Source organism: Mesorhizobium sp. USDA 4413, assembly GCF_056280365.1.
In genome coordinates, this window is the sequence record NZ_JBVPRP010000001.1 from 6,054,909 (window position 1) to 6,076,638 (window position 21,730).

Genomic DNA, 21,730 nt, shown 5'->3' on the forward strand with positions numbered 1-21,730 from the left:
CGTCTTCGGCCGATTCGGGCCTGCATCTAACGCGCCGTTCTGGGCGGTCAAGTCACCGCCAAGATGTGGTCGGGACCAGGCAAGGTAGCCAGCTTGGGTTCCCGCAAATTGAAAAGGGGCGGCGCTGGCGCCGCTCCTTTCGCACTGGGAGGATAAACTCTATCGACCGTTCAAGCGGCCTGCGCTTCGCCGGCGATCGCGTCGGCGGCACGGGCTGCCTTCAGCACTTTCGCCCACCAGGCGACGTCGTTGATGAGCGCCGCGGCAGCCTGGTTCAGATGCTCGATGTCCTCGAGCTTCTTCTCGCCTTGGCGAACCGCAAGGAAATCGCCCCAGGCGATATGCACGGCCGACTTGACCGGCGCCATCTGCAGCTCGACGGCGATCAGGCGGAGTTGCTCGACCGCGCGCGCGCCGCCGACCGAGCCATAGCCGACAAAGCCGGCCGGCTTCTTGTTCCATTCATTGGCGGCGTAATCGATGGCGTTCTTCAGGACACCAGTCGGCGCGTGATTGTATTCGGCGGCGGTGAAGATGAAGCCGTCGAACTCGGCGACCTTCTTCTGCCAGCGCTGCGCCACTTCGTTCTGCGACGGCGCCCAGGCGGAGGACGCGACTTCGTCGAAGAAGGGCAGCGGCCAGTCGCGCAAATCAACAATCTCGACGTCGATATCGGCATGGGTCTTGGCGATCTTGGCGATCCACTGCGTCGGCACGTCGGCGAAGCGGGCGGCGCGCGTCGAACCGACGACAATGGCAATTTTGGGCTTGGACATAAGGGGCTCTCCTTGCGGGAATTTCTGGTATCGTTTGGATACCGGCGCTATATGTGATACTGACAAATCAGCGCGCAAGGAGGCACATTTTTGTTACTGAGGCACCCGCATATCACCGAGGACTGCCGAGCCGTGTCCGAAATCCTGCAGCGGGTCGGCGACAAATGGACCGTGCTCGTGGTCGGCAAGCTGGGTGACGGTGCGATGCGCTTCAATGAATTGCGCGCCGCCGTCGGCGGCATTTCGCAGAAGATGCTGACCACCACCTTGCGTGGTCTGGAGCGCGACGGCTTCGTCACACGCAAGGTGTTTCCGACCATTCCGCCACGTGTCGATTACGAGCTGACCGAGCTCGGCCACGAGCTGCTTGTGCCGGTCGCCGCGCTCGGCGAATGGGCCCGCAAGAACACCAATCGGGTCCGTGAGGCGCGCGCAAAATTCGACAGCCGGCAGACCTGAAACCCTTATAGTTCAAAGATTTCTGAACCATTGGATGAACCCTGCGGCCCGGCGCCGGGCCTGTGGTGCCTTCCGGCTTTGACCGGATCCGCTGCCGCCCGCAGCCAGCCTCGCTGATGTGTCCGCGCAACCGTCTCAACAAGGATGACGGTCTTCAGCCGGCCACAGATCAGGCGCTTCGGATGGTGCTGCCGCAGCACGTCGTCGAGCAGCTCTCCGGCTGCGCAGCCTTTTTGTCGATCGCCTTCGGGCCCCTCATACAGGCGATGCGTGGAAGGTCTTTGCTGATCTCCGTATAGGCCGTTATGCCGAGCAGGCAGACCAGAGCGATAAGGGCTGCCACGAGCCAGCCGTTCAGCATATGTTGACGCATTGTTTCCCCCCCCCCGCGCCCTCAAACTGGAGCGCGAAGGCAACCATTGGATGCCGCAGAGCGCATCTTCCGCGCAGGTGTTGTTACAAAACGGCAGACTTGGGAGAATCGGAGCCCGTCAGCTCTCGGCCGGAACCGGCTTCGGCTTGCCTTCGCCGTCGAGCGCCACCATGACGAAATCGGCATGGGTGACCTTTTCCATCAGGTCGGAAAGATAGCGCTGCGCCCAGGCCTCGACTTTGAGCACCATCGAGGTGCGGCCAACGCGCTCGACATGGGTGTAGATGCAGAGCGTGTCGCCGATCTTCATCGGCTTGGCGAAAGACATCTCCTTCACAGCCGCCGTCACGACGCGGCCCTTGGCGCGCTCGGCCGCCCGGATGCCGCAGGCAAGGTCCATCTGCGCCATCACCCAGCCGCCGAAGATATCGCCGGCGGCATTGGCGTCGGACGGCATGGCGAGCGTCCTCAAAGTGAGATCGCCGAGCGGCTTTCCGTCCGCGTAATGCACCATGGAGAAGTCCTTCAGCCGCTGTTCTCCTGAACCCGTACCAATGCGGTTGCGATGTCGCAAGCTCTGCTGTCAGCGAAAACCAAGCGCGCGGCGCGGTCGCTTTTTTCACAAGCCATGCCGGAAGCCACGGCGACGCCGCTAGCCGGCAATGTCTAGGGTAAGCCCACATTGCGGAGCCGCCCTTCCACCATGCAGACTTATGATTTCATTATCGTCGGCTCGGGTTCGGCCGGTTCGGTCGTTGCCGACAAACTGTCGGCTTCGGGCCGCTTCTCGGTGCTGGTGCTGGAGGCCGGCGGAACCGACCGGCGCTTCTACGTCCAGATGCCGCTCGGCTATGGCAAGACCTTCTTCGACCCGGCCGTCAACTGGAATTATAAGACCGAGCCCGATCCTGGCCTCGCGGGCAATGCCGACCACTGGCCGCGCGGCAAGCTGCTCGGCGGCTCCAGCTCGATCAACGCCATGGTCTTCATTCGCGGCGCGCGCGAGGATTTCGATGCCTGGGCCGCCGCCGGCAATCCCGGCTGGGCCTATGACGATCTTCTGCCCTCCTTCAAGGCGATGGAGGACAATGCGGCCGGCGCCGACCAATGGCGCGGCGTCGGCGGCCCCTTGCATATCACCGACTGTTCGCGCGCCGTGCACCCGCTGACCAAGCGCTATCTCGCCGCTGCCCAGCAAGCCGGCCTGCCGCTCAACCCAGACTTCAACGGCGCCTCCCAGGAAGGCGTCGGCGTCTACCAGATCACGACCAAGAACGGTCGCCGCATGTCGGCCGCCCGCGCCTTCCTGCGGCCGGCGATGAAGCGCGGCAACGTCCGCGTCGAAACCGACGCGCTGGCGACGAAGATCCTGTTCGAGGGCCAGCGCGCCGTCGGCGTCGAGTATGAGCAGAACGGCAAGAAGAAAACCGCGCGCGCCGGCCGCGAGGTGATCCTGTCGGGCGGCTCGGTCAACTCGCCGCAGCTGCTGCAGCTCTCCGGCGTCGGCCCTGCGGCGCTGCTGACCGGCCTCGGCATCCCGGTCGTCCACGCCAACGACAATGTCGGCGCCAATCTGCAGGACCATGTCGGCATCAACTACACTTTCAAGGGCAAGCTGCCGACGCTCAACCAGATCCTGCGGCCGTGGTGGGGCAAGCTGCTGGTCGGCATGCAGTACATCCTCTTGCGCTCCGGTCCGCTGTCGCTGTCGATGAACAATGCCGGCGGCTTCTTCCGCACCGACCCGTCGATGGCGCGGCCGAACATGCAGCTCTATTTCCAGGCCTTCTCGACCGTCATCCCGAAGAGCGGCGAGCGCCCGATCCTGACGCCCGACCCGTGGCCGGGTTTTTCCATCGGCCTTTCCAACTGCCGCCCATCGAGCCGCGGCGAGATCATGATCCGCTCGAACAATCCGCGCGACTATCCAAGGATCACGGCCAACGCCTATTCGACCAACGCCGATGTCGACGAGATGCTGGCGGCGGTGAAGTTCGTGCGCAGGATCGCCGCAATGCCGGCGATGGCGGAGATCATCGAGGAAGAGGTTCTGCCTGGACCGTCGATCCAGTCGGACGCCGACCTCATCCAGGATTTCAGGAAACGCTCGGGCACCGTCTACCATCCCGTCTCGACCTGCCGCATGGGGCCGGACGCCGCGCGCGCCGTCGTCGATCCGCGGCTGAAGGTTCATGGACTGGAAGGTCTGCGCGTCATCGACGCTTCGATTTTCCCCGACAACATCACGGGCAACACCAACGCCGCCTCGATCCTGACCGGATGGAAAGGGGCCGACCTGGTTCTGGAGGATCAGAAATGAAAGTCACCGACGTCAAGACCTGGGTTGTCGGCAATCCGCCGCCCGGCATCGGCGGCAAATATTTCATCTTCGTCAAGCTCACCACCGATGGCGGCGTGGTCGGCTATGGCGAGGCCTACAACGCCACCTTCTCGGCACATGTCACGGCCAAGATGATCGAGGACATGGCCGAGCGCTATCTCGTCGGCCGCGATCCGCACGACATCGAGAACCTGTTCCGGCGTATCTATTCCTCCGGCTTCACCCAGCGCCCCGACGTTTCCGGCATGGGCTGCTTCTCGGCGCTCGAAATGGCCTGCTGGGACATCATCGGCAAGGAAGCCGGCAAGCCTGTCTACAAGCTGCTGGGCGGCCAGGTACATGAGACGCTGCGCTCCTACACCTATCTCTATCCGCACAGCGGCAGCGTCCATTCGGAAGATGCGCGCGGCCAGAATGTCTATAACGACCCCGATATGGCCGCCGCCTGCGCGCTCGAATATGTCGAGCAGGGCTTCAACGCCGTGAAGCTCGACCCGGCCGGCCCCTACACCGCCTATGACGGCCACCAGCCGCGCTTGATCGACATCGACCTCTCGGCGCGCATGATCAAGGCGATCCGCGAGGCGGTAGGAACGCGCGCCGACATCCTATTCGGCACGCATGGCCAGTTCACCGCATCCGGCGCGCTGCGCATGGCGCGCGCGATCGAGCCTTACGATCCGCTCTGGTTCGAGGAGCCGGTACCGCCGGATATGCCCGAGGTGATGGCGCAGGTCGCCCGCGGCACGTCCATTCCCGTCGCCACCGGCGAGCGGCTGACCACCAAGTCCGAATTCGCCCGCGTCATCGAGAATCGCGCCGCGACCATCCTGCAGCCGGATCTCGGCCGCTCCGGCGGCATCCTGGAGACCAAGAAGATTGCCGCCATGGCCGAGGCCTACCACATCCAGGTGGCACCCCATTGCTATTGCGGCCCGATCGTCGGAGCCGCCAACATCCAGCTCGCGGTGACGCTGCCCAATTTCCTGATCCTGGAATCGCTGAAGCAATGGGATGGCTTTCACGCCACGCTGCTCAAGAAGAAGATCGAATGGCAGGACGGCAACGTCATCCCCTCGAAGGAGCCCGGCCTCGGCGTCGAGCTCAATGAGGACGTCTGCGACGCGCATCCCTATAGTGGCAAGGACCTGCATCTGCAGATGATGCAGACGCCGCTGATGCCGTGAGCGCGCCCCCCGCCTACGCCTTCATCGGCCTTGGCCATCTCGGCGGCAACCTTGCCGCCAGCCTGCTGCGCAACGGCTTTGCCGTCACCGTCTTCGACCGCGACCCGGCGGCGATCGAGCGCCTTGTCGCGCTCGGCGCCACGGCGGCAAATAATCCCGCCGAGGCCGCTTCCCGCGCCGGCAACGCGATCACCTGCCTGCCTTCGCCAAAGGTCAGCGAGATGGTGCTCGCCGGCCCAGACGGATTGCTCCAGGGCCTGCCCGCGGGCGGCACCTGGATCGAGATGTCGACCAATGGCCGCGACGAGATATTGCGGCTTGCCGCGCTTGCTTCGGCAAAAGGAATCGAGACGCTGGAATGTCCGGTGACCGGCGGCGTGCATTTGGCCGCAGCGGGCAAGATCACGGCTCTCGTCGGCGGCGACGCTGCGCTTTACGAGCGACATCGGCCGGCCATCGAGGCGATGTGCGCGAAATCCTTCCTGATGGGTCCGGTGGGCTCGGCCGCGGTGATCAAGGTCATCACCAATATGCTGGCGTTCATCCATCTCGTCGCCGCCGGCGAGGCGCTGATGCTGGCCAAGCAGGGCGGGCTCGACCTCGCGCAAGCCTATCACGCCATCGTCGCCTCCTCCGGCAACAGCTTCGTCCACGAGACCGAAAGCCAGCTCGTGCTCAACGGCTCCTACGACATCGGCTTCACCATGGACCTGGCGCTGAAGGACCTCGGCTTCGCGCTGGCCATGGGCAGGGATTTCGGCGCGCCGCTCGATCTGGCGTCGCGCGTCAACGCGATCTTCGAGGAAGGCAAGCGCGCCTATGGCGGCGACGCCTGGTCGACCAAGATTGTCAAGCTGCTCGAGGATGCGGTCGGGACGGAGCTTCGCGCGCCGGGCTTCCCGGCCAGACTCGAACTGTAACCCCGCAATATTTAGCCAGCTGTTTCAAGCGTCTGGCGGTACCGGCTAAATCAAACTCTCAGCCGGTTGATTCAACCTCTCAAGGTCAGCGCGCCGGGCAGGATCTCGAAAGTCGCGGGAATCCGCCCCGGCGACTCGCCGTCTATATCGACCAGCGCTCCGTTCTTCTCCGCATCGCCAAGCGGCTCGACCAGCACCTTGCGGCCGCGCAGGATGGTGATAGCTGGATGATTGCGGTGACGCCCGCCATAAAGCAGCCGGATGTCGCGGATCAGCCCGAGCTTGTTCGTCGCCCCCACGATGACGATGTCGAACTGGCCGTCGGCGAGCTCGGCATCGGGCGCGATCATCATGCCGCCGCCGAAGAACTTGCCGTTGGCGACCGCCACCAGCGCCATGCGCGCCTCGACCGGCTCGCCATCGTCTATGGTGATCCTGACATCCTGGAAGCGGTAGCGGAGGAACTCCACCACCGTGCGCCAGAAGAACAGCGCCTTGACCGAGACCCGACCCTTGCGCTTGTCGGCATTGACGGCGCGATCCGTTTCTCCGGACAGGCCAAGGCTGGCGATGTTGATGAAGTGGCGGCTGGCCAGCTTGCCCTGGTCGTCGATGTAGCAGATCCGACCGGCGTCGATCTTGCGGCCCTTGGCATCCGCCATGTGCTTGACCGAGGCGTCTATGGAGTGCGGCATGCCGAGCCCGCGCGCGAAGTCGATGCCGGTGCCGCAGGGCAGAAGTCCAAGCGCGCTTTCGTGGCCGGTTTCGGATTGCGCCTGCAGCAGCCCGTCGGCCACCTCGCTGGCGGTGCCGTCCCCGCCGGCCGCGATCACCAGCCCGCATCCGCCGGCTGCGAGGTCGATCGCCAATCGTTCAGCGTCGCCGCCGGCTTGCGTCTCGCGCAGCTCGAAATCGCCGAAATTCGCCTTGAGCGACGCCGCCGCCTCCGGCCAATGCCGCTTGAGCCTGCCGCCGCCGGCTATGGGATTGAGAACCACCCCGACCTTCAAGCCGACCCTCCCCCGAGGCACGTCGCGCAAATGCGCGGTGAAGTCCGCGCCGGCCCAAAGTCTTTTGCCGGCCCAAACTCTTTTGCCGACATTGAAACGCGGACCGGGCAGCGGAGCAAGGCTCTAACATCCAAGGTCGCTAAAAAAGCGGGGGCAGGCTGTCTAAAGGATTCGGCCGCCGAGTTCCGAGGCTATTGCCGTTGGTCCCCGATAACCCCGCTATCCACAGGCGCCCCGTTATTCCCTGAACCCCTTACCCGGCGTACATTTAACTCATCTCAGGCGGCTACCGAACGCCCCAGCCGAAAGGCAAAAGCGCAAGGCGGATTTCCTGAGGCCCGCACGGCCCAGAACGAGAGCAGGTTTCGCCTGTTGGAGGGACGGATGCCTACGGGTGCCGCGGAAAGCGTGCCAACGCCGACGGCGGACCGATGCTGCCATGAAGGCCGGAAAAGACCTTCGATGGCACGCTGGGCGAAGCCCGCAAGGGTGGAGGTCGGCGTGGTCTGGAACGGGCGCTGCCTTCGGGTGGTGACTGGCAGGACCGTCAAAATCAAGGCCGGCCTGGCGCGACGACTTTACGGAAGTTGCTGCCTTAACCGGTTCCTGATCTGACAGGGAGGCGCTGGGAGAAATCCCAGCGCCGACTGTCTTTTTGGGCTGTGCACCGCACCTGCCCGGCGTCGGCTACTGAGGCTTTCCGGCCACAGTCGCCGGTCGAGCAACCTTCGGAAACGTCCCGTCATCCACATTTCACAATCGCGGCCAAATCCCGCCTCGTTCGGCGCGGATTGATGCAGGCGGGGTGAAGAGGGGCAATTTCGAAGGGACAAGACCGTGATCAAGACCGCCCTTGTCGCCATGACCATTGTCGGCTGCGACTGCGACGCCAAGCTGTGCGAATATATCGGTGAGACACCGGCCAAATGGGCTACGATCGCCGACTGCGAAGCGGCGATGAGGAGCCAGATGCTGCACCAGCGCAATTTCAACTATCCGCTGGTTTCAGGCATCTGCCGCGTCAAGGGCTCGGCCTCTACCTCGGAGCTTGCCGCGAAAGCCTCCAGGCCGGATCTGAAGCCCAGGAACCGCGTCATCGAAACCATCGCCCCGCTGCCGCCCGAACTCGACCATCGCCCGAGCGTGCCGGTCGGCGCAACGGTGACCGCCAGCGAAACGGAATCGGCGAAGCCGGTTGCCTTCGACAGGTCGGTCGATGGCGGCCGCGCAGTGCTTTACCGCACCAAGGCCGGCTATGCCGTGGTCAAGACCGACCTCAGCCGCGCGGCCACCGCAACCGTGGACGCGGCCAAGCGGTCGGCGAGCTGGCTGGCGGGACTGACCGGGCTATAAGCCAGTCCGGGGTGTTTCGATGTTCAGGTGGGCCGGCCTCACCTGAATATCGTCGCAATGGCAAGCGTGCGCCGGCGACTTTGGTGGCTTGGTGACGAGCCGGGCTTCGATTGATAATGCCGACCTAGTACAGGAAGATAGTGGCCTGGACCGGGGTTGGAGGGTGTCATGACAATTGCCGTTCGTATCGCGCTATGCCTGTTGCTGGCGCTCGCTCCCTTGCATGCCAGAGCAGAAGGCGACGACAAGGCCATGATGATCGCCTCCGACGACGCCGAGATGGCGGCGGCGATCGAGAAGGCGCGATCCAGCCTGGATGAATTCCTGGCCTTGTCCGACACGCCGCCGCCGGGAACCGACAAGTTCAAGCTGAAGGTGATGATCACCGATGGGAATGCGACCGAGCATTTCTGGGTCATCCCCTTCAGGCGGACCGAGACCGGCTTCGTCGGCATATTGGCGAACGAGCCGGAAATCGTTCAAAATGTCGTCCTCGGCCAGAACATCGAATTCACCAGGGACGATATTTCTGACTGGGGCTACACCAGGAACGGCCGCCAGGTCGGCAGCTTTACCGTCTGCGTGATGCTCAAGAAGATGTCGAAGGAAGAAGCCGAGTACATGCGTACCCAATACGGCTTCGACTGCTGAGGTCTATACGCCCACTCCATCCCTCGCGCCGATCTTGCGCACCAGCGCAGCGGTGGCCAGCATGGCGCCGAGATCGGTGATCATCGGCGCGACATGCCTGTTGTAGTCGATCGGCTCGGAGATATCCGGAAGCTCAAAGAAGTTCTTCGAGCGCGGCATCAACAGAAAGCCGTCGCTGCCGCTGAGCGCCACCCGCGCCTGGTCGTAGGGCCATGTCTCGCGCAGCCAGGTCAGCGCTTGCGCCATCCGGCCGGTCACCAGCGGCCGCGCCGCCTCGATATTGTCGGTGCGGAATTCATAGATATCATCGAGGTCTTCGACGCCGCAGGGCAGCTCCTGCATCTTGCCGGCGAACATGCCGCGGAAGACATGCACCACCTTGCCGGCCTTGCGCGCCGCGACCAACGTTCCCGGGAACGGCTCGATGGTCTCGAAGGCGATGATGATGCCCTTGAAGGCGATCGTCTCGCTTTTGCCGGAGCCTTCCCAGAGCCTTGCCTCGTAGAGCTCGAAGGGGAAATCCTCGTAGCGCCCGGAAATAATGTCGTCGAAGCTTTGGCGGCTGAAAGCGCCGACCGTTTCGCGCGGCATCCTGTCGAAGGAGTTCGGCCGCGTGCCATGCTGGTAGTGCACGTCCCGCACGAAGCCGAAGATCATCGGCAGCAGCGTGTCGCGGAAAGATCGCTGCAGCCGGGTCGCCGGCCTCAGCGCTCGGAAATAGGCAAGCACCGCGACGGCGAGGCCGCCGATATAGAGAAAGACATGCGGCGTCGAGAGCCCTGTTCGTGAGGATCGGCGGCGGGGTTGAACAGCCAGGCTATCAGCGCGACGAAGACGACAACCAGGCCGACGAACACCGGCAGCCGCCAGCGGACCTGTCTCTGGGCCGACGCGCGTTTCGCCTCATAGTCCTCGATGCCGCGCCTGATGCCCGCAATCACCGCCTCGCTCGGCATGAAATCCGCTGCTTCCATGGCCACCCCCGGCCGCCGCTGAGATGCGGCCATCAGAGCGGCTTTTACGTGAAAGTCGCCTGCGCTCGATGCGGTCGGGAGCTAGCTGTCCGAAGCGGGAAAAATCGCCTCCAGCCGGGCTGCGACCTGATGCTTGAGCCGGCCGTCCAGAGCCTCGACCGGGATCAGCCGCTCATGGCCTTTGTCGGCGAGGCGCATGAAGAAATGCTGCCGGTAGCCGGCGATCATGCCGCGTGTGGCGGCATCGGCGCTGACATCGACAATAAGGATGGAGCCGATGCGCCCGGGCCATGGCTGTGTGGCCAGGGCGGTTCCGAGGAAGTCGCCAAGGCCATAGGCAATCACGCTACCGCCGATGCGCTCGATAGGTTGCACGACATGCGCGTGATGCCCGGCGATCAGCCGGACGCCGTGATCCGCCAGCCGCCTCGCCAGCGCCCGGGTCTGCGGCCTCGGAAAGTGCCGGAACTCCCAGTCCCAATGCGGCACGGCGCAAGTGAGATCGATGCCGGGAACAGCCTCGCGCGGCCATTCGGCGGCACGCATCGAGATGCGTTCCTCGAAGGGCGTGGCGTCCGTGTTGCGCCAGAGCGTGAAGGCCGCGAAGCCGATCGTCAGCGATCCGGCTGCATGATTCTGGACAGGCCCGCCGGCAACCGTGCCGATGGTTCCGATCTCGAGCCGTTTCAAGGCCGCCAGCGTTTCCTCGAAGCCGGCAATCCCCTGGTCGAGCACATGGTTGTTGGCCAGGGATAGAACGAGCCTGTCGCGCGCGATACCGGCGGCTGCGAGCGCATCGGCCAGGAAACGCTCACTCATAGCGTGATGCGTGCCGAGCCATGTGCCCATGATCGCGCGTGGCCGCTCGACGATCGGGCTTTCGCAATTGCCGACCACGAGGTCGGCGGAAGAAAGCAGCGTCGCGATTGTCGGATCGCATTCTGGCCTGTCGCGATTGGCGACCGCAGAGATGTCGCCGACGAAGGCTAACCGCACCGTCTGGAGCGGCAGCGGGTCGATGAGCACCGCCGCAGACGCCGCGAAACCGTTCCTGTCGCCGGCAAGCGACGGTCTCAGCAGGCGCGGCAGCCACGACAGTTTGTAGGCAAGCGGATAGTTCGACACGGGCCCGTCCATTTTCGCCCTGTGTAGACTGTCTGACCGGCCGGTTGAAGCGGGTCGCCGCGATCCCGCGGGCAGGCATCTCGGCCTGATCGAAATACGTGTATGCTCGCCTTGCCATGAAGCGGAGGGCGATGACGATGCTTAGAGCGATCCTTGCAGCAGTCTTGTTTGCAGTCCTGCGGGCGTCCTTCGCCTGGGCGGAGATGCCGGACGCAGCCAAGTCCATGTTCGAGGCGAAGAGCGTGGCCGACCGGAACACGGCGCTGTCGACTTTGGAGGCGGCAGCGGCCAGGGACCCGGCCTCGGCCTATGCGGCCGGCGCCGGCGAATTCTTCACCGCGCTCGAGCTCCTCGCCGGCGGCCTGCATCGCCACGGTTTCGAGAGCCCGAAATCGTTCATGCTGCCGCTGATGCAGTTGCCCGTGCCCGACAATCCTAACCCGCAGCCGCTGACCTACGAAGAATTCCGCGCCATCCTAGTCGCCTTCCGTGACCGGCTCGAAAGATCCGCCGCCACGCTCGGCTCGGTCCCGGCCAATGCCGACATCGGCATGGCGGTCGACCTCACCCGTCTCGGCATCGATCTCAACGAAGACGGCGCGATTGCGCCGGACGAAAGCTTCGCCGCCATCATGGCGTCGCTCTCGCGCGGCGGCATCGACATGAGCAATGCCGCGCCTTCGCTTACCTTCCGCTTCGACCGCGCCGACGGTTTCTGGCTGCAAGGCTATGCCGAATTCCTGATGGCGCAGGCCGATTTCTGGCTGGCGCATGATTTCCGCAACGCCTTCGATGGCTCCTTCCACATGCTGTTCCCGCGCGCCAAACTGCCGCTGCAGGATGCGCTGGTGCCGCTGGACGGCGGCATGAGCGGCAACATATTCGCCTCGGAATGGCGCTTCGCCGACTTCATCTCGCTGGTGCATCTCGTCAACTGGCCGGTGATCGAGCCGGAACGCCGCCAAGACGCGCGACGCCACCTGCTGGAGATGATCCGGTTGTCGCGCGAAGACTGGAAGTCGATCCTGGCCGAGACCGACAATGATCGGGAATGGTTGCCGGGACCGCAGCAGAAGGGCGTCAACCCGCTCACCGGCCTCGAGGTCGGCGAGGAGCAGGTGCGGGCCTGGCTCGCCACGCTGACGGTGGCCGAGGATCTTCTCGAAGGCCGCGTGCTGCTGCCGCATTTCCGCATCACCGGCAAGGGCATCAACATGAAGCGCTTCTTCGACGAACCGAAACCTTTTGACCTCGTCCTGTCGATCACCGGCCCCGGCATTGCGCCCTATCTCGAAAGCGGCAAAATCCTCACCAGCGACGATTTCGACCAGATCCAGCGCGAGTTCGGTGGCGCCGGCTTCTTGACGTTTGCGCTGTGGTTCAATTGAGGACCTATCCCACAGCTAAAGAATAGCTCCCTGATAAAGCACCGCTTCCGCCTCCTCCGGCGCGAAGCGCCGCGCCAAAGTGCGAAAGGCGCTGTGGACGCCATCGCGGTCGAGGTTGCAGCTTCTGAGATGGCGGATGGCCAGCGTCGGATCGAATTCGGTGCGTCCGTGCAGGACCCGCTGATTGTCGAAGACCAGCACCTCGCCGGGCTGCAACTGGTGCTGGAACTGGTTCGCTGGATCGCAGATCAGCCGCGTCAGTTCGGCAAGCGCCGCGATCAGGCCATCGACCTTATCGCTGGGTCCGGCCTGCGGGGCCAGGCAGCGGTCATTGTAGCGTATGCCGGTGACCGCGCCGCTGGCGTCGAGGCTGATGACATGCGCCTCGGCGCTGAAGAACACTTCACCGGCATGCTCGCGATGGAAGGTGACGCCATGACGGGTCAGCAGGTCGAAGAGCTCCGGTCTGTTCCTGCGCATCCGCTCGGCGACTTGGAAACCGTCGACCATCAGCGACGTGCCGCCGCTGCCGGCGCCGGTCCTGATGGCGTGGAAGAAGATGAAGCCCGGCGGGGAATAGCGGAACGGCTCGTCGGTATGCGGGATCTGCGCGCGCGCCGTCTCTCCGGCCACCCGCGCGTCCGGTCGTGAGATGAGATCGAACACCTTGCCGTAGCTGGTCTCGCGCACGGGGCCGTAGCGGCCGGCGACACGCAGCGTCGCCTCCGGCTCAGCCGGAACGCCCGTCAGCATGGCGATGCCGTGATCGCGCAAAGCGCGCAGGGATTGGAACAGCACCTCGTCGTCCTCAACCACCGCATCGAAGGCGAAACGGCGGAGCCGAGCCGCGAGGTCGCTGCTCCATAGGTCTGGCCGAAAGCGTGGTGCGCCAAGGCCTGCGGCCTGCCCGGCATGAGCGGCCAGAAACTCCGCCGCGAAGCGCGAGACATGACTGTCCTGCCAAACCACGTCCATCGTCCCGGCGGACGAGATTTCGATCGACGTTGTCCGGATATCGGCGGGAACGTCCGCCGGCGTCAGCCAGCGCTTGCCCGAGGCGGTATCGCCGCATATCCCGCATTCGCAGGCAAGCCGCAGCCACCGCATCGACAGCCGGCCGGCGCTGCCGTCATCGAATTCCACCGCGATGCGTGTTCCTTCGTTGCGCATCGCTCGCAAGGAGCGCGGTGCCCCAAAAGCCCGACCGGCGGGGACAGACTGCGTTTGCATATCGAGCATTGTAATGGCTTTCCTGGATTGAGTTGCCTTCAACAACGCTAGGCCGTGGCCGACTTTTTCTGCAAACGAGTTTGCTTTCCCAAGTTTTGAGGTAAGTTCAATCCATGACGTTTCTTCGCGACCTTCCGCTGTCGGCTTTGCGCGCGCTGGCCGCTGCCGCGCGCACCGGCAGTCTCACCCGCGCCGCCGAGGAGCTTGGCGTCACGCCGGGGGCTGTCGGCCATCAATTGCGGCAGCTGGAGGATCGTCTCGGCGTCAAGCTGGTCAGGCGCGAGGGTAACGGCATCGCGCTCACGCGCATTGCCGAGGCGGCGCTGCCCGACATCGACCGCGGCTTCGACGCGCTGGCCTCCGGCTTGCGGCGGCTGCGTTTCGAGCGCCGCGCCGATACGTTCACCATCGCGGCCGATCCCTCCTTTTCCTCGCTATGGCTGGCGCCGCGTCTTGACCGAGTCCGCGCGGCGCTCGGCAAGCTGGACGTGCGCATCGTCGTGTCGATCGCCTTGGACTCGATGCTGGAGGAAGGCGTCGACCTCGCCATCAGCTACCGGAACAGCTCGGCAAGGCACCTCGCATCGGCCGACCTCTTCACCGAAAGGGTGATCCCGGCCTGCGCCCCGGCGGTGATCCGCAACCGCGCCGATCAGGACGGCGCCGAACTGCTCGACCGCCTGCCCCTCCTCCACATAGACCAGACGATGGGCGACGACGTTTACCCCACATGGGCAAACTGGTTCACCGCCGCCGGCCGCCAGCGCAAGAACATCGACCACGGACCGCGGTTCCCCTTGACCGTGCTGGCCGCGCAGGCGGCGATCTCCGGCATGGGCGCGCTGCTTGCCAGCGAACTGGTGCTGAGGGAGCATCTCAGCTCCGGCCAGCTCGTCGAGATCGCCCGCGAGATTCCGGCATTGACCATCAAGCGCCGTCTGGTCTGGCCGGTGGACGGACCGAAGGCCCGCCGCGCCAGCGCCGTCGCCGCGACGCTTGCCAATGCGGACGCGGACAGTCTCAGGCCCATCGTGTCATGACGCCTCTCCTGACAGCCTTCTGTCAGCAGCGTCCATGCCCGGCCGGAGCCCTCTCACTCGGCTCTTTCCATTTCGGCCGAGTCCACCCATATTCGGGCCATGGCCAGACATCCTGACAAGAAGACGCCTTCGCAAGACGGCGCGCCGAAGCGGCGCAGTCCGCTCACCGAATTCCTCGATGCCGCCGAGCCGTTGCAGCCTGGCGGCTTCGCCGAGGCGCCGCAGGCCGAGTTTTCCGGCGCGCCGCTGACCGGCTCGATCTCCGATTGGGCCGGGCAGATCGGGCGCGAGGCGGAAAAGCAACCGAAGGCGAAAGCCCCGAAGAAAATCCCCGAACGCTCGTCGGCGCCGGGGCGCACCGCGCGCGGCACCTCGATGGGCGGCGCCGCTTCGGCCAAGGAGCGCGCGGCCGCCGGCCTCAACCCGGTGGCCGGCCTCGACATCAGCCTGGAAGATGCCGAGTCAGTTTCGTCCAGCGGCGTCACTGCGACCGTCGCCGCACTGTCGAAACTGATCGAATCCGGCAATCCGCTGCACAAGGACGGCCAGCTCTGGACGCCGCATCGTCCGGCCCGGCCGGAAAAGTCCGAAGGCGGCATTGCCATCAAGATGGTGTCGGATTTCGAGCCCGCCGGCGACCAGCCGACCGCCATCAAGGACCTCGTCGAAGGCGTCGAGCAGAACGACCGCACCCAGGTGCTGCTCGGCGTCACCGGCTCGGGCAAGACCTTCACCATGGCCAAGGTGATAGAGGAGACGCAGCGCCCTGCCCTGATCCTGGCGCCCAACAAGACGCTGGCCGCGCAGCTCTATGCCGAGTTCAAGAAGTTCTTCCCGGACAACGCGGTCGAGTATTTCGTCTCCTACTACGACTATTACCAGCCGGAAGCCTACGTCCCGCGCACCGACACCTATATCGAGAAGGAATCCTCCATCAACGAGCAGATCGACCGCATGCGCCACTCGGCGACGCGCTCGCTGCTCGAACGCGACGACGTCATTATCGTCGCCTCGGTCTCCTGTATTTACGGTATCGGCTCGGTCGAGACCTATACGGCGATGACCTTCCAGATGCAGGTCGGCGACCGGCTCGACCAGCGCTCGCTCCTCGCCGACCTCGTCGCCCAGCAGTACAAGCGCCAGGACGTCAACTTCGTGCGCGGCTCTTTTCGCGTGCGCGGCGACACGATCGAGATCTTCCCGGCCCACCTGGAAGACCGCGCCTGGCGCATATCGATGTTCGGCGACGAGATCGAGGCGATCACCGAATTCGATCCGCTGACCGGCCAGAAGACCGGCGAACTGAAGAGCGTCAAGATCTACGCCAACTCGCATTATGTGACGCCGCGGCCGACCTTGAATCAGGCTATCAAGTCGATCAAGGAAGAATTGCAGCATCGCCTGCAAGAGCTTGAAAAGGCTGGTCGTTTGCTGGAAGCGCAGCGGTTGGAGCAGCGCACGCGCTTCGATCTCGAGATGCTGGAGGCGACAGGCTCCTGCGCCGGCATCGAGAACTATTCGCGCTATCTCACCGGACGCCGGCCGGGCGAGCCGCCGCCGACCTTGTTCGAATATGTGCCGGACAATGCGCTGATCTTCATCGACGAGAGCCACGTCACGATTCCGCAGATAGGCGGCATGTATCGCGGCGACTTCCGCCGCAAGGCGACCCTGGCGGAGTACGGTTTCCGCCTGCCCTCCTGCATGGACAACCGGCCGCTGCGCTTCGAGGAATGGGATGCCATGCGTCCTCTCTCCGTCGCGGTTTCGGCGACGCCTGGAGCCTGGGAACTCGAGCAGTCCGGCGGCGTCTTCGCCGAGCAGGTCATCCGCCCGACCGGTCTGATCGACCCGCCGGTCGAGGTGCGCCCGGCCAAGAGCCAGGTCGACGATGTCGTCGGCGAAATCCGCGAGACCACCAGGCTGGGCTACCGCACGCTGGTCACCGTTCTCACCAAGCGCATGGCCGAGGACCTCACCGAATATCTGCACGAGAACGGCATCCGCGTCCGCTACATGCACTCCGACATCGACACGCTGGAGCGCATCGAGATCCTGCGCGACCTGCGCCTCGGCGCCTTCGACGTGCTGGTCGGCATCAATCTGCTGCGCGAAGGCCTCGATATCCCCGAATGCGGCTTCGTCGCCATCCTCGATGCCGACAAGGAAGGTTTCTTGCGCTCGGAGACCTCGCTGATCCAGACCATCGGCCGCGCCGCCCGCAATGTCGACGGCAAGGTCATCCTCTATGCCGACCAGATCACTGGCTCGATGGAACGGGCGATGGCGGAGACCAACCGTCGCCGCGAGAAGCAGATGGAGTGGAACGCCGCCAACGGCATCACGCCGGAATCCGTCAAATCGCGCATCGCCGACATTCTCGACTCGGTCTACGAGAAGGACCATGTCCGCGCCGATATCTCGGATTTCACCGACAATGCCGGCGCCATGATTGGCAACAATCTGAAGACCCATCTCGAGGCGCTCGACAAGCAGATGCGCGATGCCGCCGCCAATCTCGACTTCGAGAAGGCCGCCCGCATCCGCGACGAGATCAAGCGGCTGCGCGAAATGGAGCTTGCCATCTCCGACGATCCGCTGGCGCGTGAGGTGGAAAGCCAGAGCCCCGCATCGGGCCGCGAGAAGGGCAAGCACAACAAAGGCGTGGCCAGACATCGCACGGCCGAGGAACAGGAGCGTTTCCGCCGGCTCGACGAAGCGCGCGCCGCCGAGGAGGCGGCCAGGGCGTCCCGGCCCAACATGTTCCGCAAGCCGCATCTGGACGAGATGGGCGCCGACGGCGCCGTGCCGGTGAAGAAGCCGCTCTTCGCCAAGCCCTCGCTCGACGACATGGGCCCCGGCACGGACATGGCGACGCCCGCCGGCGCGGTGTCGCGCTCGCTGTTCAAGAAGCAGACGGCGCAGGAAGCGCATGGCTCCGATTTCGGAATTCCCGGCGACCGGACCAAGCCCTTGTTCCGGAAGAACTCGCTCGACGAGATGACGGTGCGCCGCACGGAAAAACCCGTCGAAGGAAAAATGCCGACGAAGCCAAGGCCAATCTCGGGAGTTGGCGAGGCGGACCGGGGCGCGAAAGAACGCGACGACAAGCCAATTGTCCGCCAACGCTCAGGCATCGGTTCCTACGAGGACCCGGCCGACGAGCGCCGTCAGAAACGGCGGCCGAGCAAGACAGGGCGCCCGGGGCAGTAGCGCCTTTCCTTCTCCCCTTGTGGACCCACAAAGGGAGAAGGAAAGTACTCCACCGCCGCCCCTTGCCTTCTGTCCCTCTCCCGGTGTACCCAATCTCTCGTCTCGAACATCTGGAAAGGAGGGCTGCGTGTCTATCGATCACCACCGTCAGCGCGGCCCTGTCTGTGCCCTGCGAGCTTGCTTGCAGGGCTGACCAGGGACGGTCCGGGGTTTTCTCCGCTTCGATTTTTGGTCTGCCCTTCGTGGTGCCGCTGAGCCTGGCCTGATGGCCTGCCGGCGCGCCGTCAAAGTGCATCAGCCCGAGTTCCTCCGGGCAGACCAGAGAAATCGACATGGCCCTGATCAGCCTCAAATCCCTCGGCGTCACCATGAGTGCGCCGCTCTTCTCCAACCTCGACCTCATCATCGGCTCCGGCGAGCGGCTGGGCATCGTCGCCGCCAATGGCCGTGGCAAATCCACGCTTCTCAAATGCCTGGCCGGCGAATTCGAACCCACCGCCGGCGACATCACCCGCTCGCGCGGCCTGCGCGTCGGCCATGTCGAGCAATCCGTTCCTGACGCATTGCTCGATCTCAGCTTCCATGACGTGGTCGCCGACTCCTTGCCGCGCGAACAGCGCGAGAGCGAATTCTGGCGCGTCGACGTGGTGCTGGATTCGCTCGATGTGCCGGACGAACTGCGCGGCCGGCCGATGCGCGCGCTGAGCGGCGGCTGGCAGCGGCTGGCGCTGATCGCCCGTGTCTGGGTCACCGATCCGGACGTGCTGCTCCTCGACGAGCCGACCAACCATCTCGACCTCGCCAGGATCAGCCAGCTCGAGGCATGGCTCAACGCGCTGCCGCGCGACGTGCCGGTGATCGTCGCCAGCCACGACCGGGCCTTCCTCGATGCCACCACCAACCGCACGCTGTTCCTGCGCTCGGAAGAATCGCCGGTGTTCGCGCTGCCCTATTCGCGCGCCAGGCGGGCGCTCGACGAATTCGACGCCTCGACGGCGCGCAAGTTCGAGCGCGACATGAAGATCGCGCAACAGCTGCGCAAGCAGGCCGCCAAGCTCAACAATATCGGCATCAATTCCGGCAGCGACCTTTTGACCGTGAAGACCAAGCAGCTCAAGGAACGGGCCGAGAAGATCGAGGATGCCGCCGTACAAGGGCATCGCGAGCGCTCGGCCGGCGTGATCCGGCTGGCGAGCCGCGGCACCCACGCCAAGGTGCTTATCACACTCGAGGACGCGGCAGTCGAAACCCCTGACGGCACGCTGCTGTTCCGGACCGGCAAGCACCATATCTGCCAGGGCGATCGCATCACGCTGCTTGGCCGCAACGGCGTCGGCAAGACGCGCTTCATCGCGATGATCCGCAACGCCGTCGCCCAGCCGCGTTCAGTCGCGAACATCAAGGTGACGCCGTCGACCGTGCTCGGTTACAGCGACCAGGCGCTCTCGGACATCGATGGCGACGACACGCCACTGGCGATGGTCTCGCGCCGCTTCGAGATCGGCGAGCAGCGCGCCCGCTCGCTGCTTGCCGGCGCCGGCGTCCCCATCGAGATGCAGGAGAGGAAGATCGGCGCCTTGTCCGGCGGACAGAAGTCGCGGCTGATGATGCTGGTGCTCAGGCTCATCCATCCCAATTTCTATCTGCTCGACGAGCCGACCAATCATCTCGACATCGACGGCCAGGAGGCATTGGAGGACGAGTTGCTGAAGCATCAGGCGAGCTGCCTGCTCGCCTCGCATGACCGCTCCTTCATCCGCGCCGTCGGCAACCGTTTCTGGCTGATCGAGAAGCGCCGGCTGACCGAGGTCGATGACCCGGAGGCCTTCTTCCGCTCGATTGCCGAAACACCGAGCTGAGACGATGCATCTGCCGAGCCGGCACCGTCGGCGCGGCAATACTTTTCGATCTGCTAAAAAAAGCGCATGCTGAATTGCTCAGCCATGGAGGGAACGGGCCATGCGTGCAGTGGACATCGTCAACAATCTCTACCAGGCCTATGCGGACCGCGACATCGAGGGCGCCCTGGCGCAGTGCTCCGAGGATGTCGTGTTCCGCTGGATTGCCGATCCACGGCAATCGCGCCACGCCGGCACCGCACATGGCAAGCAGGAATTCCTCACCAGATTGCTGGCGCTGGACGACGACTTCGAATACCGGCACTTTGTCCCGGTCGAGATCATCGACGGCGGCGACAAGGTCGCCGCGCAGGTCGAGATCCATATGACGCGCCGCGCCACCGGCGAGGAGTTCATCATGCGCACCGCCAATTTCTGGACGGTCCGCGACGGCGAGATCATCGAGATGGTGGAATATTACGACACCGCGCTGGCGGCGTCGGTGCTCTGAAAAAGATTGAGGCGATCTGTCGGATCGCCGATTGCCGCCTCGTCCTTGGGATGCCGACACGATGATGCCGGCATCAACCAGGGAGAAGCAACATGTCGGTACTGTCATCCATCGGCCGCCTCGCCAACCGGTATGCGCAGGCGCGCGCCCGTCACCGCAGCGAGCGCATCCTGCTGTCGCTACCGTCCGAACTGCGCAAGGACATCGGCTTTCCGGAGATTTTCGAAACGCGGGAAAGCCGCCGCGCCACCACCTTCTCCGCGAAGGTCATATAAAATGGCGCTTTCAATGCGATTGTTTCCCGGTTGCCCGGACCGTCGGGGGCCGGCGCTTTAAATTTTTTTCGGGGGCCATGTCGGATCGCCGCTGCTTCATCCGTCCTTTGGCTCGCAAGCCAGATCAACCCGTGAAGAGGAACACGAGCATGAACGACCAGACCCCGCCCCGCGCCAAGGTCCTTGGCGGATTGACCCCTTATCTGCAGGTCGACGGCGCCATCAAGGCCGCCGAATTCTACAAGAAGGCCTTCGGCGCGGAGGAAGTGTTCGCCTATCCGCCGGACGACAAGGGCCGCACCATGCATATCCATCTCTATGTCAACGGCTCGACGCTGATGCTGGGCGACGCCTATCCCGAACACGGCCATCCCCACCAGGTGGCGCAGGGCTACACGCTGCAGCTCCATCTCGGCAGCGACGATATCGACGCCTGGTGGAAACGCGCGGTCGATGCCGGCTGCGAAATCGTCACCCCGCTGCAGGTGATGTTCTGGGGCGATCGCTGGGGCCAGGTGAAAGACCCCTTCGGCGTCGCCTGGGCGATGAACGCGCCGGTGAAGTGATTTCCTAGCGAGCAGGCGACGTCCCGCGGGATGACGCGCTCACTCGCGCCGGGTCGTTCCCCGCCGACCCGGCGCTCGTTTTCAGCAAAGGAGTTTCATCATGTCCTATGTCGATGGTTTCGTGCTTGCCGTGCCGAAGGCAAATCTCGATGCATACAAGAAAATGGCTGAGAACGGCGGCGCCGTCTGGATGGAGCATGGCGCGCTCGCCTATGTCGAATGCGTCGGCGACGACGTGCCCTATGGCGAGCTGACTTCGTTCCCGCGCGCCGTTCAGGCGAAGGACGACGAGGTCGTCATCTTCTCCTGGATCGTCTATGAATCCAGGCAGAGCCGCGACGCGGTCATGGCCAAGGTGATGGCCGACGAGCGTCTGAAGATGGATTGGTCCGCCATGCCGTTCGACGGCAAGCGCATGATCTTCGGCGGCTTCCAGCCGTTCTTGGAACTTTGAGGAACTCTGCCCCAAGCTGGCTTGAGATTGAGGTCAGGCCGAGTCG

At 64.4% G+C, this 21,730-nt stretch carries 22 protein-coding genes; 14 read left to right on the top strand and 8 right to left on the bottom strand.

Annotated elements, in window-relative coordinates:
* Positions 1 to 170: 170 nt before the first annotated feature.
* Entirely contained in the window at positions 171 to 776 is a 606-nt protein-coding gene (locus ACVMIM_RS29425) for an NADPH-dependent FMN reductase (protein ID WP_278049372.1), read from the bottom strand.
* Positions 777 to 866: 90 nt separating this feature from the next.
* Between ACVMIM_RS29425 and ACVMIM_RS29430 the strand changes: the two genes are divergently transcribed.
* Complete coding sequence (locus ACVMIM_RS29430; RefSeq protein ID WP_476116248.1) at positions 867 to 1,235, top strand: winged helix-turn-helix transcriptional regulator; 369 nt, start codon at positions 867 to 869, stop codon at positions 1,233 to 1,235.
* A 169-nt stretch (positions 1,236 to 1,404) separates the two neighbouring features.
* Here ACVMIM_RS29430 and ACVMIM_RS29435 read toward each other — a convergent pair whose 3' ends face one another.
* Both ACVMIM_RS29435 and ACVMIM_RS29440 read right to left on the bottom strand, forming a co-directional pair.
* Entirely contained in the window at positions 1,405 to 1,596 is a 192-nt protein-coding gene (locus ACVMIM_RS29435; RefSeq protein ID WP_476116250.1) for a hypothetical protein, read from the bottom strand.
* Positions 1,597 to 1,726: 130 nt separating this feature from the next.
* Complete coding sequence (locus ACVMIM_RS29440) at positions 1,727 to 2,122, bottom strand: acyl-CoA thioesterase (RefSeq protein ID WP_042646168.1); 396 nt, start codon at positions 2,120 to 2,122, stop codon at positions 1,727 to 1,729.
* Positions 2,123 to 2,311: 189 nt separating this feature from the next.
* Between ACVMIM_RS29440 and ACVMIM_RS29445 the strand changes: the two genes are divergently transcribed.
* The 3 genes from ACVMIM_RS29445 to ACVMIM_RS29455 are packed head-to-tail and all read left to right on the top strand — an operon-like array spanning position 2,312 to position 6,056.
* Positions 2,312 to 3,928 (top strand): GMC family oxidoreductase, encoded by a 1,617-nt coding sequence (locus ACVMIM_RS29445; protein ID WP_476116254.1) that lies wholly within the window; start codon positions 2,312 to 2,314, stop codon positions 3,926 to 3,928.
* Complete coding sequence (locus tag ACVMIM_RS29450; RefSeq protein ID WP_476116256.1) at positions 3,925 to 5,136, top strand: mandelate racemase/muconate lactonizing enzyme family protein; 1,212 nt, start codon at positions 3,925 to 3,927, stop codon at positions 5,134 to 5,136. The genes ACVMIM_RS29445 and ACVMIM_RS29450 overlap by 4 nt, the downstream gene beginning before the upstream one ends.
* Positions 5,133 to 6,056: an NAD(P)-dependent oxidoreductase gene (locus ACVMIM_RS29455; RefSeq protein WP_476116257.1), complete on the top strand. Its 924-nt coding sequence runs from the start codon at positions 5,133 to 5,135 to the stop codon at positions 6,054 to 6,056. The genes ACVMIM_RS29450 and ACVMIM_RS29455 overlap by 4 nt, the downstream gene beginning before the upstream one ends.
* 71 nt (positions 6,057 to 6,127) lie before the next feature.
* On the opposite strand, the gene ACVMIM_RS29460 is transcribed toward ACVMIM_RS29455, so the two are convergent.
* The gene (locus tag ACVMIM_RS29460) at positions 6,128 to 7,066 is read right to left on the bottom strand and encodes a diacylglycerol/lipid kinase family protein (RefSeq protein WP_476116259.1); all 939 of its coding nucleotides are present in this window, start codon (positions 7,064 to 7,066) and stop codon (positions 6,128 to 6,130) included.
* An 837-nt stretch (positions 7,067 to 7,903) separates the two neighbouring features.
* On the opposite strand from ACVMIM_RS29460, the gene ACVMIM_RS29465 reads away from it, so the two are divergent.
* Positions 7,904 to 8,419 (top strand): hypothetical protein, encoded by a 516-nt coding sequence (locus tag ACVMIM_RS29465; protein WP_476116261.1) that lies wholly within the window; start codon positions 7,904 to 7,906, stop codon positions 8,417 to 8,419.
* Between the two features lie 168 nt (positions 8,420 to 8,587).
* Positions 8,588 to 9,070 (top strand): YegJ family protein, encoded by a 483-nt coding sequence (locus ACVMIM_RS29470; protein ID WP_476116263.1) that lies wholly within the window; start codon positions 8,588 to 8,590, stop codon positions 9,068 to 9,070.
* A gap of 3 nt (positions 9,071 to 9,073) precedes the next feature.
* On the opposite strand, the gene ACVMIM_RS29475 is transcribed toward ACVMIM_RS29470, so the two are convergent.
* The 3 genes from ACVMIM_RS29475 to ACVMIM_RS29485 form a co-directional block, all read right to left on the bottom strand.
* Positions 9,074 to 9,799: a DUF3137 domain-containing protein gene (locus ACVMIM_RS29475; protein WP_476116265.1), complete on the bottom strand. Its 726-nt coding sequence runs from the start codon at positions 9,797 to 9,799 to the stop codon at positions 9,074 to 9,076.
* Positions 9,775 to 10,044, bottom strand: coding sequence for a hypothetical protein (locus tag ACVMIM_RS29480; RefSeq protein ID WP_476116267.1), 270 nt, complete (start codon positions 10,042 to 10,044; stop codon positions 9,775 to 9,777). Before ACVMIM_RS29480 ends, ACVMIM_RS29475 begins: the two co-directional genes overlap by 25 nt.
* 81 nt (positions 10,045 to 10,125) lie before the next feature.
* The gene (locus tag ACVMIM_RS29485) at positions 10,126 to 11,169 is read right to left on the bottom strand and encodes a CapA family protein (RefSeq protein ID WP_476116269.1); all 1,044 of its coding nucleotides are present in this window, start codon (positions 11,167 to 11,169) and stop codon (positions 10,126 to 10,128) included.
* 137 nt (positions 11,170 to 11,306) lie between these two features.
* Here ACVMIM_RS29485 and ACVMIM_RS29490 point away from each other — a divergent pair, with 137 nt between their 5' ends.
* A complete protein-coding gene (locus tag ACVMIM_RS29490; RefSeq protein WP_476117412.1) occupies positions 11,307 to 12,557 on the top strand; it encodes a hypothetical protein in 1,251 nt (416 codons plus the stop codon).
* Positions 12,558 to 12,572: 15 nt separating this feature from the next.
* Here ACVMIM_RS29490 and ACVMIM_RS29495 read toward each other — a convergent pair whose 3' ends face one another.
* Positions 12,573 to 13,796, bottom strand: a complete 1,224-nt coding sequence (locus ACVMIM_RS29495) for a clavaminate synthase family protein (protein ID WP_476116271.1) — start codon at positions 13,794 to 13,796, stop codon at positions 12,573 to 12,575.
* Positions 13,797 to 13,900: 104 nt separating this feature from the next.
* On the opposite strand from ACVMIM_RS29495, the gene ACVMIM_RS29500 reads away from it, so the two are divergent.
* The 7 genes from ACVMIM_RS29500 (at position 13,901) to ACVMIM_RS29530 (ending at position 21,684) form a co-directional block, all read left to right on the top strand.
* Positions 13,901 to 14,827, top strand: a complete 927-nt coding sequence (locus tag ACVMIM_RS29500) for a LysR substrate-binding domain-containing protein (protein ID WP_476116273.1) — start codon at positions 13,901 to 13,903, stop codon at positions 14,825 to 14,827.
* Between the two features lie 99 nt (positions 14,828 to 14,926).
* On the top strand, positions 14,927 to 18,040 hold the full coding sequence (gene uvrB / locus ACVMIM_RS29505; RefSeq protein ID WP_476116275.1) for an excinuclease ABC subunit UvrB: 3,114 nt from the start codon (positions 14,927 to 14,929) through the stop codon (positions 18,038 to 18,040).
* Positions 18,041 to 18,372: 332 nt separating this feature from the next.
* Positions 18,373 to 19,899, top strand: coding sequence for an ABC-F family ATP-binding cassette domain-containing protein (locus ACVMIM_RS29510; protein ID WP_476116276.1), 1,527 nt, complete (start codon positions 18,373 to 18,375; stop codon positions 19,897 to 19,899).
* A 100-nt stretch (positions 19,900 to 19,999) separates the two neighbouring features.
* On the top strand, positions 20,000 to 20,389 hold the full coding sequence (locus ACVMIM_RS29515) for a nuclear transport factor 2 family protein (protein ID WP_476116278.1): 390 nt from the start codon (positions 20,000 to 20,002) through the stop codon (positions 20,387 to 20,389).
* A 92-nt stretch (positions 20,390 to 20,481) separates the two neighbouring features.
* Positions 20,482 to 20,664 carry a hypothetical protein gene (locus ACVMIM_RS29520; RefSeq protein WP_040996825.1) on the top strand — a complete coding sequence of 61 codons (183 nt, stop codon included), beginning with the start codon at positions 20,482 to 20,484 and terminating at the stop codon, positions 20,662 to 20,664.
* 149 nt (positions 20,665 to 20,813) lie between these two features.
* Positions 20,814 to 21,230: a VOC family protein gene (locus ACVMIM_RS29525; RefSeq protein ID WP_040997648.1), complete on the top strand. Its 417-nt coding sequence runs from the start codon at positions 20,814 to 20,816 to the stop codon at positions 21,228 to 21,230.
* Positions 21,231 to 21,330: 100 nt separating this feature from the next.
* On the top strand, positions 21,331 to 21,684 hold the full coding sequence (locus tag ACVMIM_RS29530; protein WP_476116280.1) for a DUF1428 domain-containing protein: 354 nt from the start codon (positions 21,331 to 21,333) through the stop codon (positions 21,682 to 21,684).
* Positions 21,685 to 21,730 lie beyond the last annotated feature (46 nt).

Bases quoted from the DNA above. Each gene is read 5' to 3' on its own strand.
- ACVMIM_RS29425 (WP_278049372.1), bottom strand. From the start codon at position 776: ATGTCCAAGCCCAAAATTGCCATTGTCGTCGGTTCGACGCGCGCCGCC.
- ACVMIM_RS29435 (WP_476116250.1), bottom strand. From the start codon at position 1,596: ATGCTGAACGGCTGGCTCGTGGCAGCCCTTATCGCTCTGGTCTGCCTG.
- ACVMIM_RS29440 (WP_042646168.1), bottom strand. From the start codon at position 2,122: ATGGTGCATTACGCGGACGGAAAGCCGCTCGGCGATCTCACTTTGAGG.
- ACVMIM_RS29445 (WP_476116254.1), top strand. From the start codon at position 2,312: ATGCAGACTTATGATTTCATTATCGTCGGCTCGGGTTCGGCCGGTTCG.
- ACVMIM_RS29450 (WP_476116256.1), top strand. From the start codon at position 3,925: ATGAAAGTCACCGACGTCAAGACCTGGGTTGTCGGCAATCCGCCGCCC.
- ACVMIM_RS29470 (WP_476116263.1), top strand. From the start codon at position 8,588: ATGACAATTGCCGTTCGTATCGCGCTATGCCTGTTGCTGGCGCTCGCT.
- ACVMIM_RS29480 (WP_476116267.1), bottom strand. From the start codon at position 10,044: ATGGAAGCAGCGGATTTCATGCCGAGCGAGGCGGTGATTGCGGGCATC.
- ACVMIM_RS29490 (WP_476117412.1), top strand. From the start codon at position 11,307: ATGCTTAGAGCGATCCTTGCAGCAGTCTTGTTTGCAGTCCTGCGGGCG.
- ACVMIM_RS29495 (WP_476116271.1), bottom strand. From the start codon at position 13,796: ATGCTCGATATGCAAACGCAGTCTGTCCCCGCCGGTCGGGCTTTTGGG.
- ACVMIM_RS29500 (WP_476116273.1), top strand. From the start codon at position 13,901: ATGACGTTTCTTCGCGACCTTCCGCTGTCGGCTTTGCGCGCGCTGGCC.
- uvrB (WP_476116275.1), top strand. From the start codon at position 14,927: ATGGCCAGACATCCTGACAAGAAGACGCCTTCGCAAGACGGCGCGCCG.
- ACVMIM_RS29510 (WP_476116276.1), top strand. From the start codon at position 18,373: ATGGCCCTGATCAGCCTCAAATCCCTCGGCGTCACCATGAGTGCGCCG.
- ACVMIM_RS29515 (WP_476116278.1), top strand. From the start codon at position 20,000: ATGCGTGCAGTGGACATCGTCAACAATCTCTACCAGGCCTATGCGGAC.
- ACVMIM_RS29520 (WP_040996825.1), top strand. From the start codon at position 20,482: ATGTCGGTACTGTCATCCATCGGCCGCCTCGCCAACCGGTATGCGCAG.
- ACVMIM_RS29525 (WP_040997648.1), top strand. From the start codon at position 20,814: ATGAACGACCAGACCCCGCCCCGCGCCAAGGTCCTTGGCGGATTGACC.
- ACVMIM_RS29530 (WP_476116280.1), top strand. From the start codon at position 21,331: ATGTCCTATGTCGATGGTTTCGTGCTTGCCGTGCCGAAGGCAAATCTC.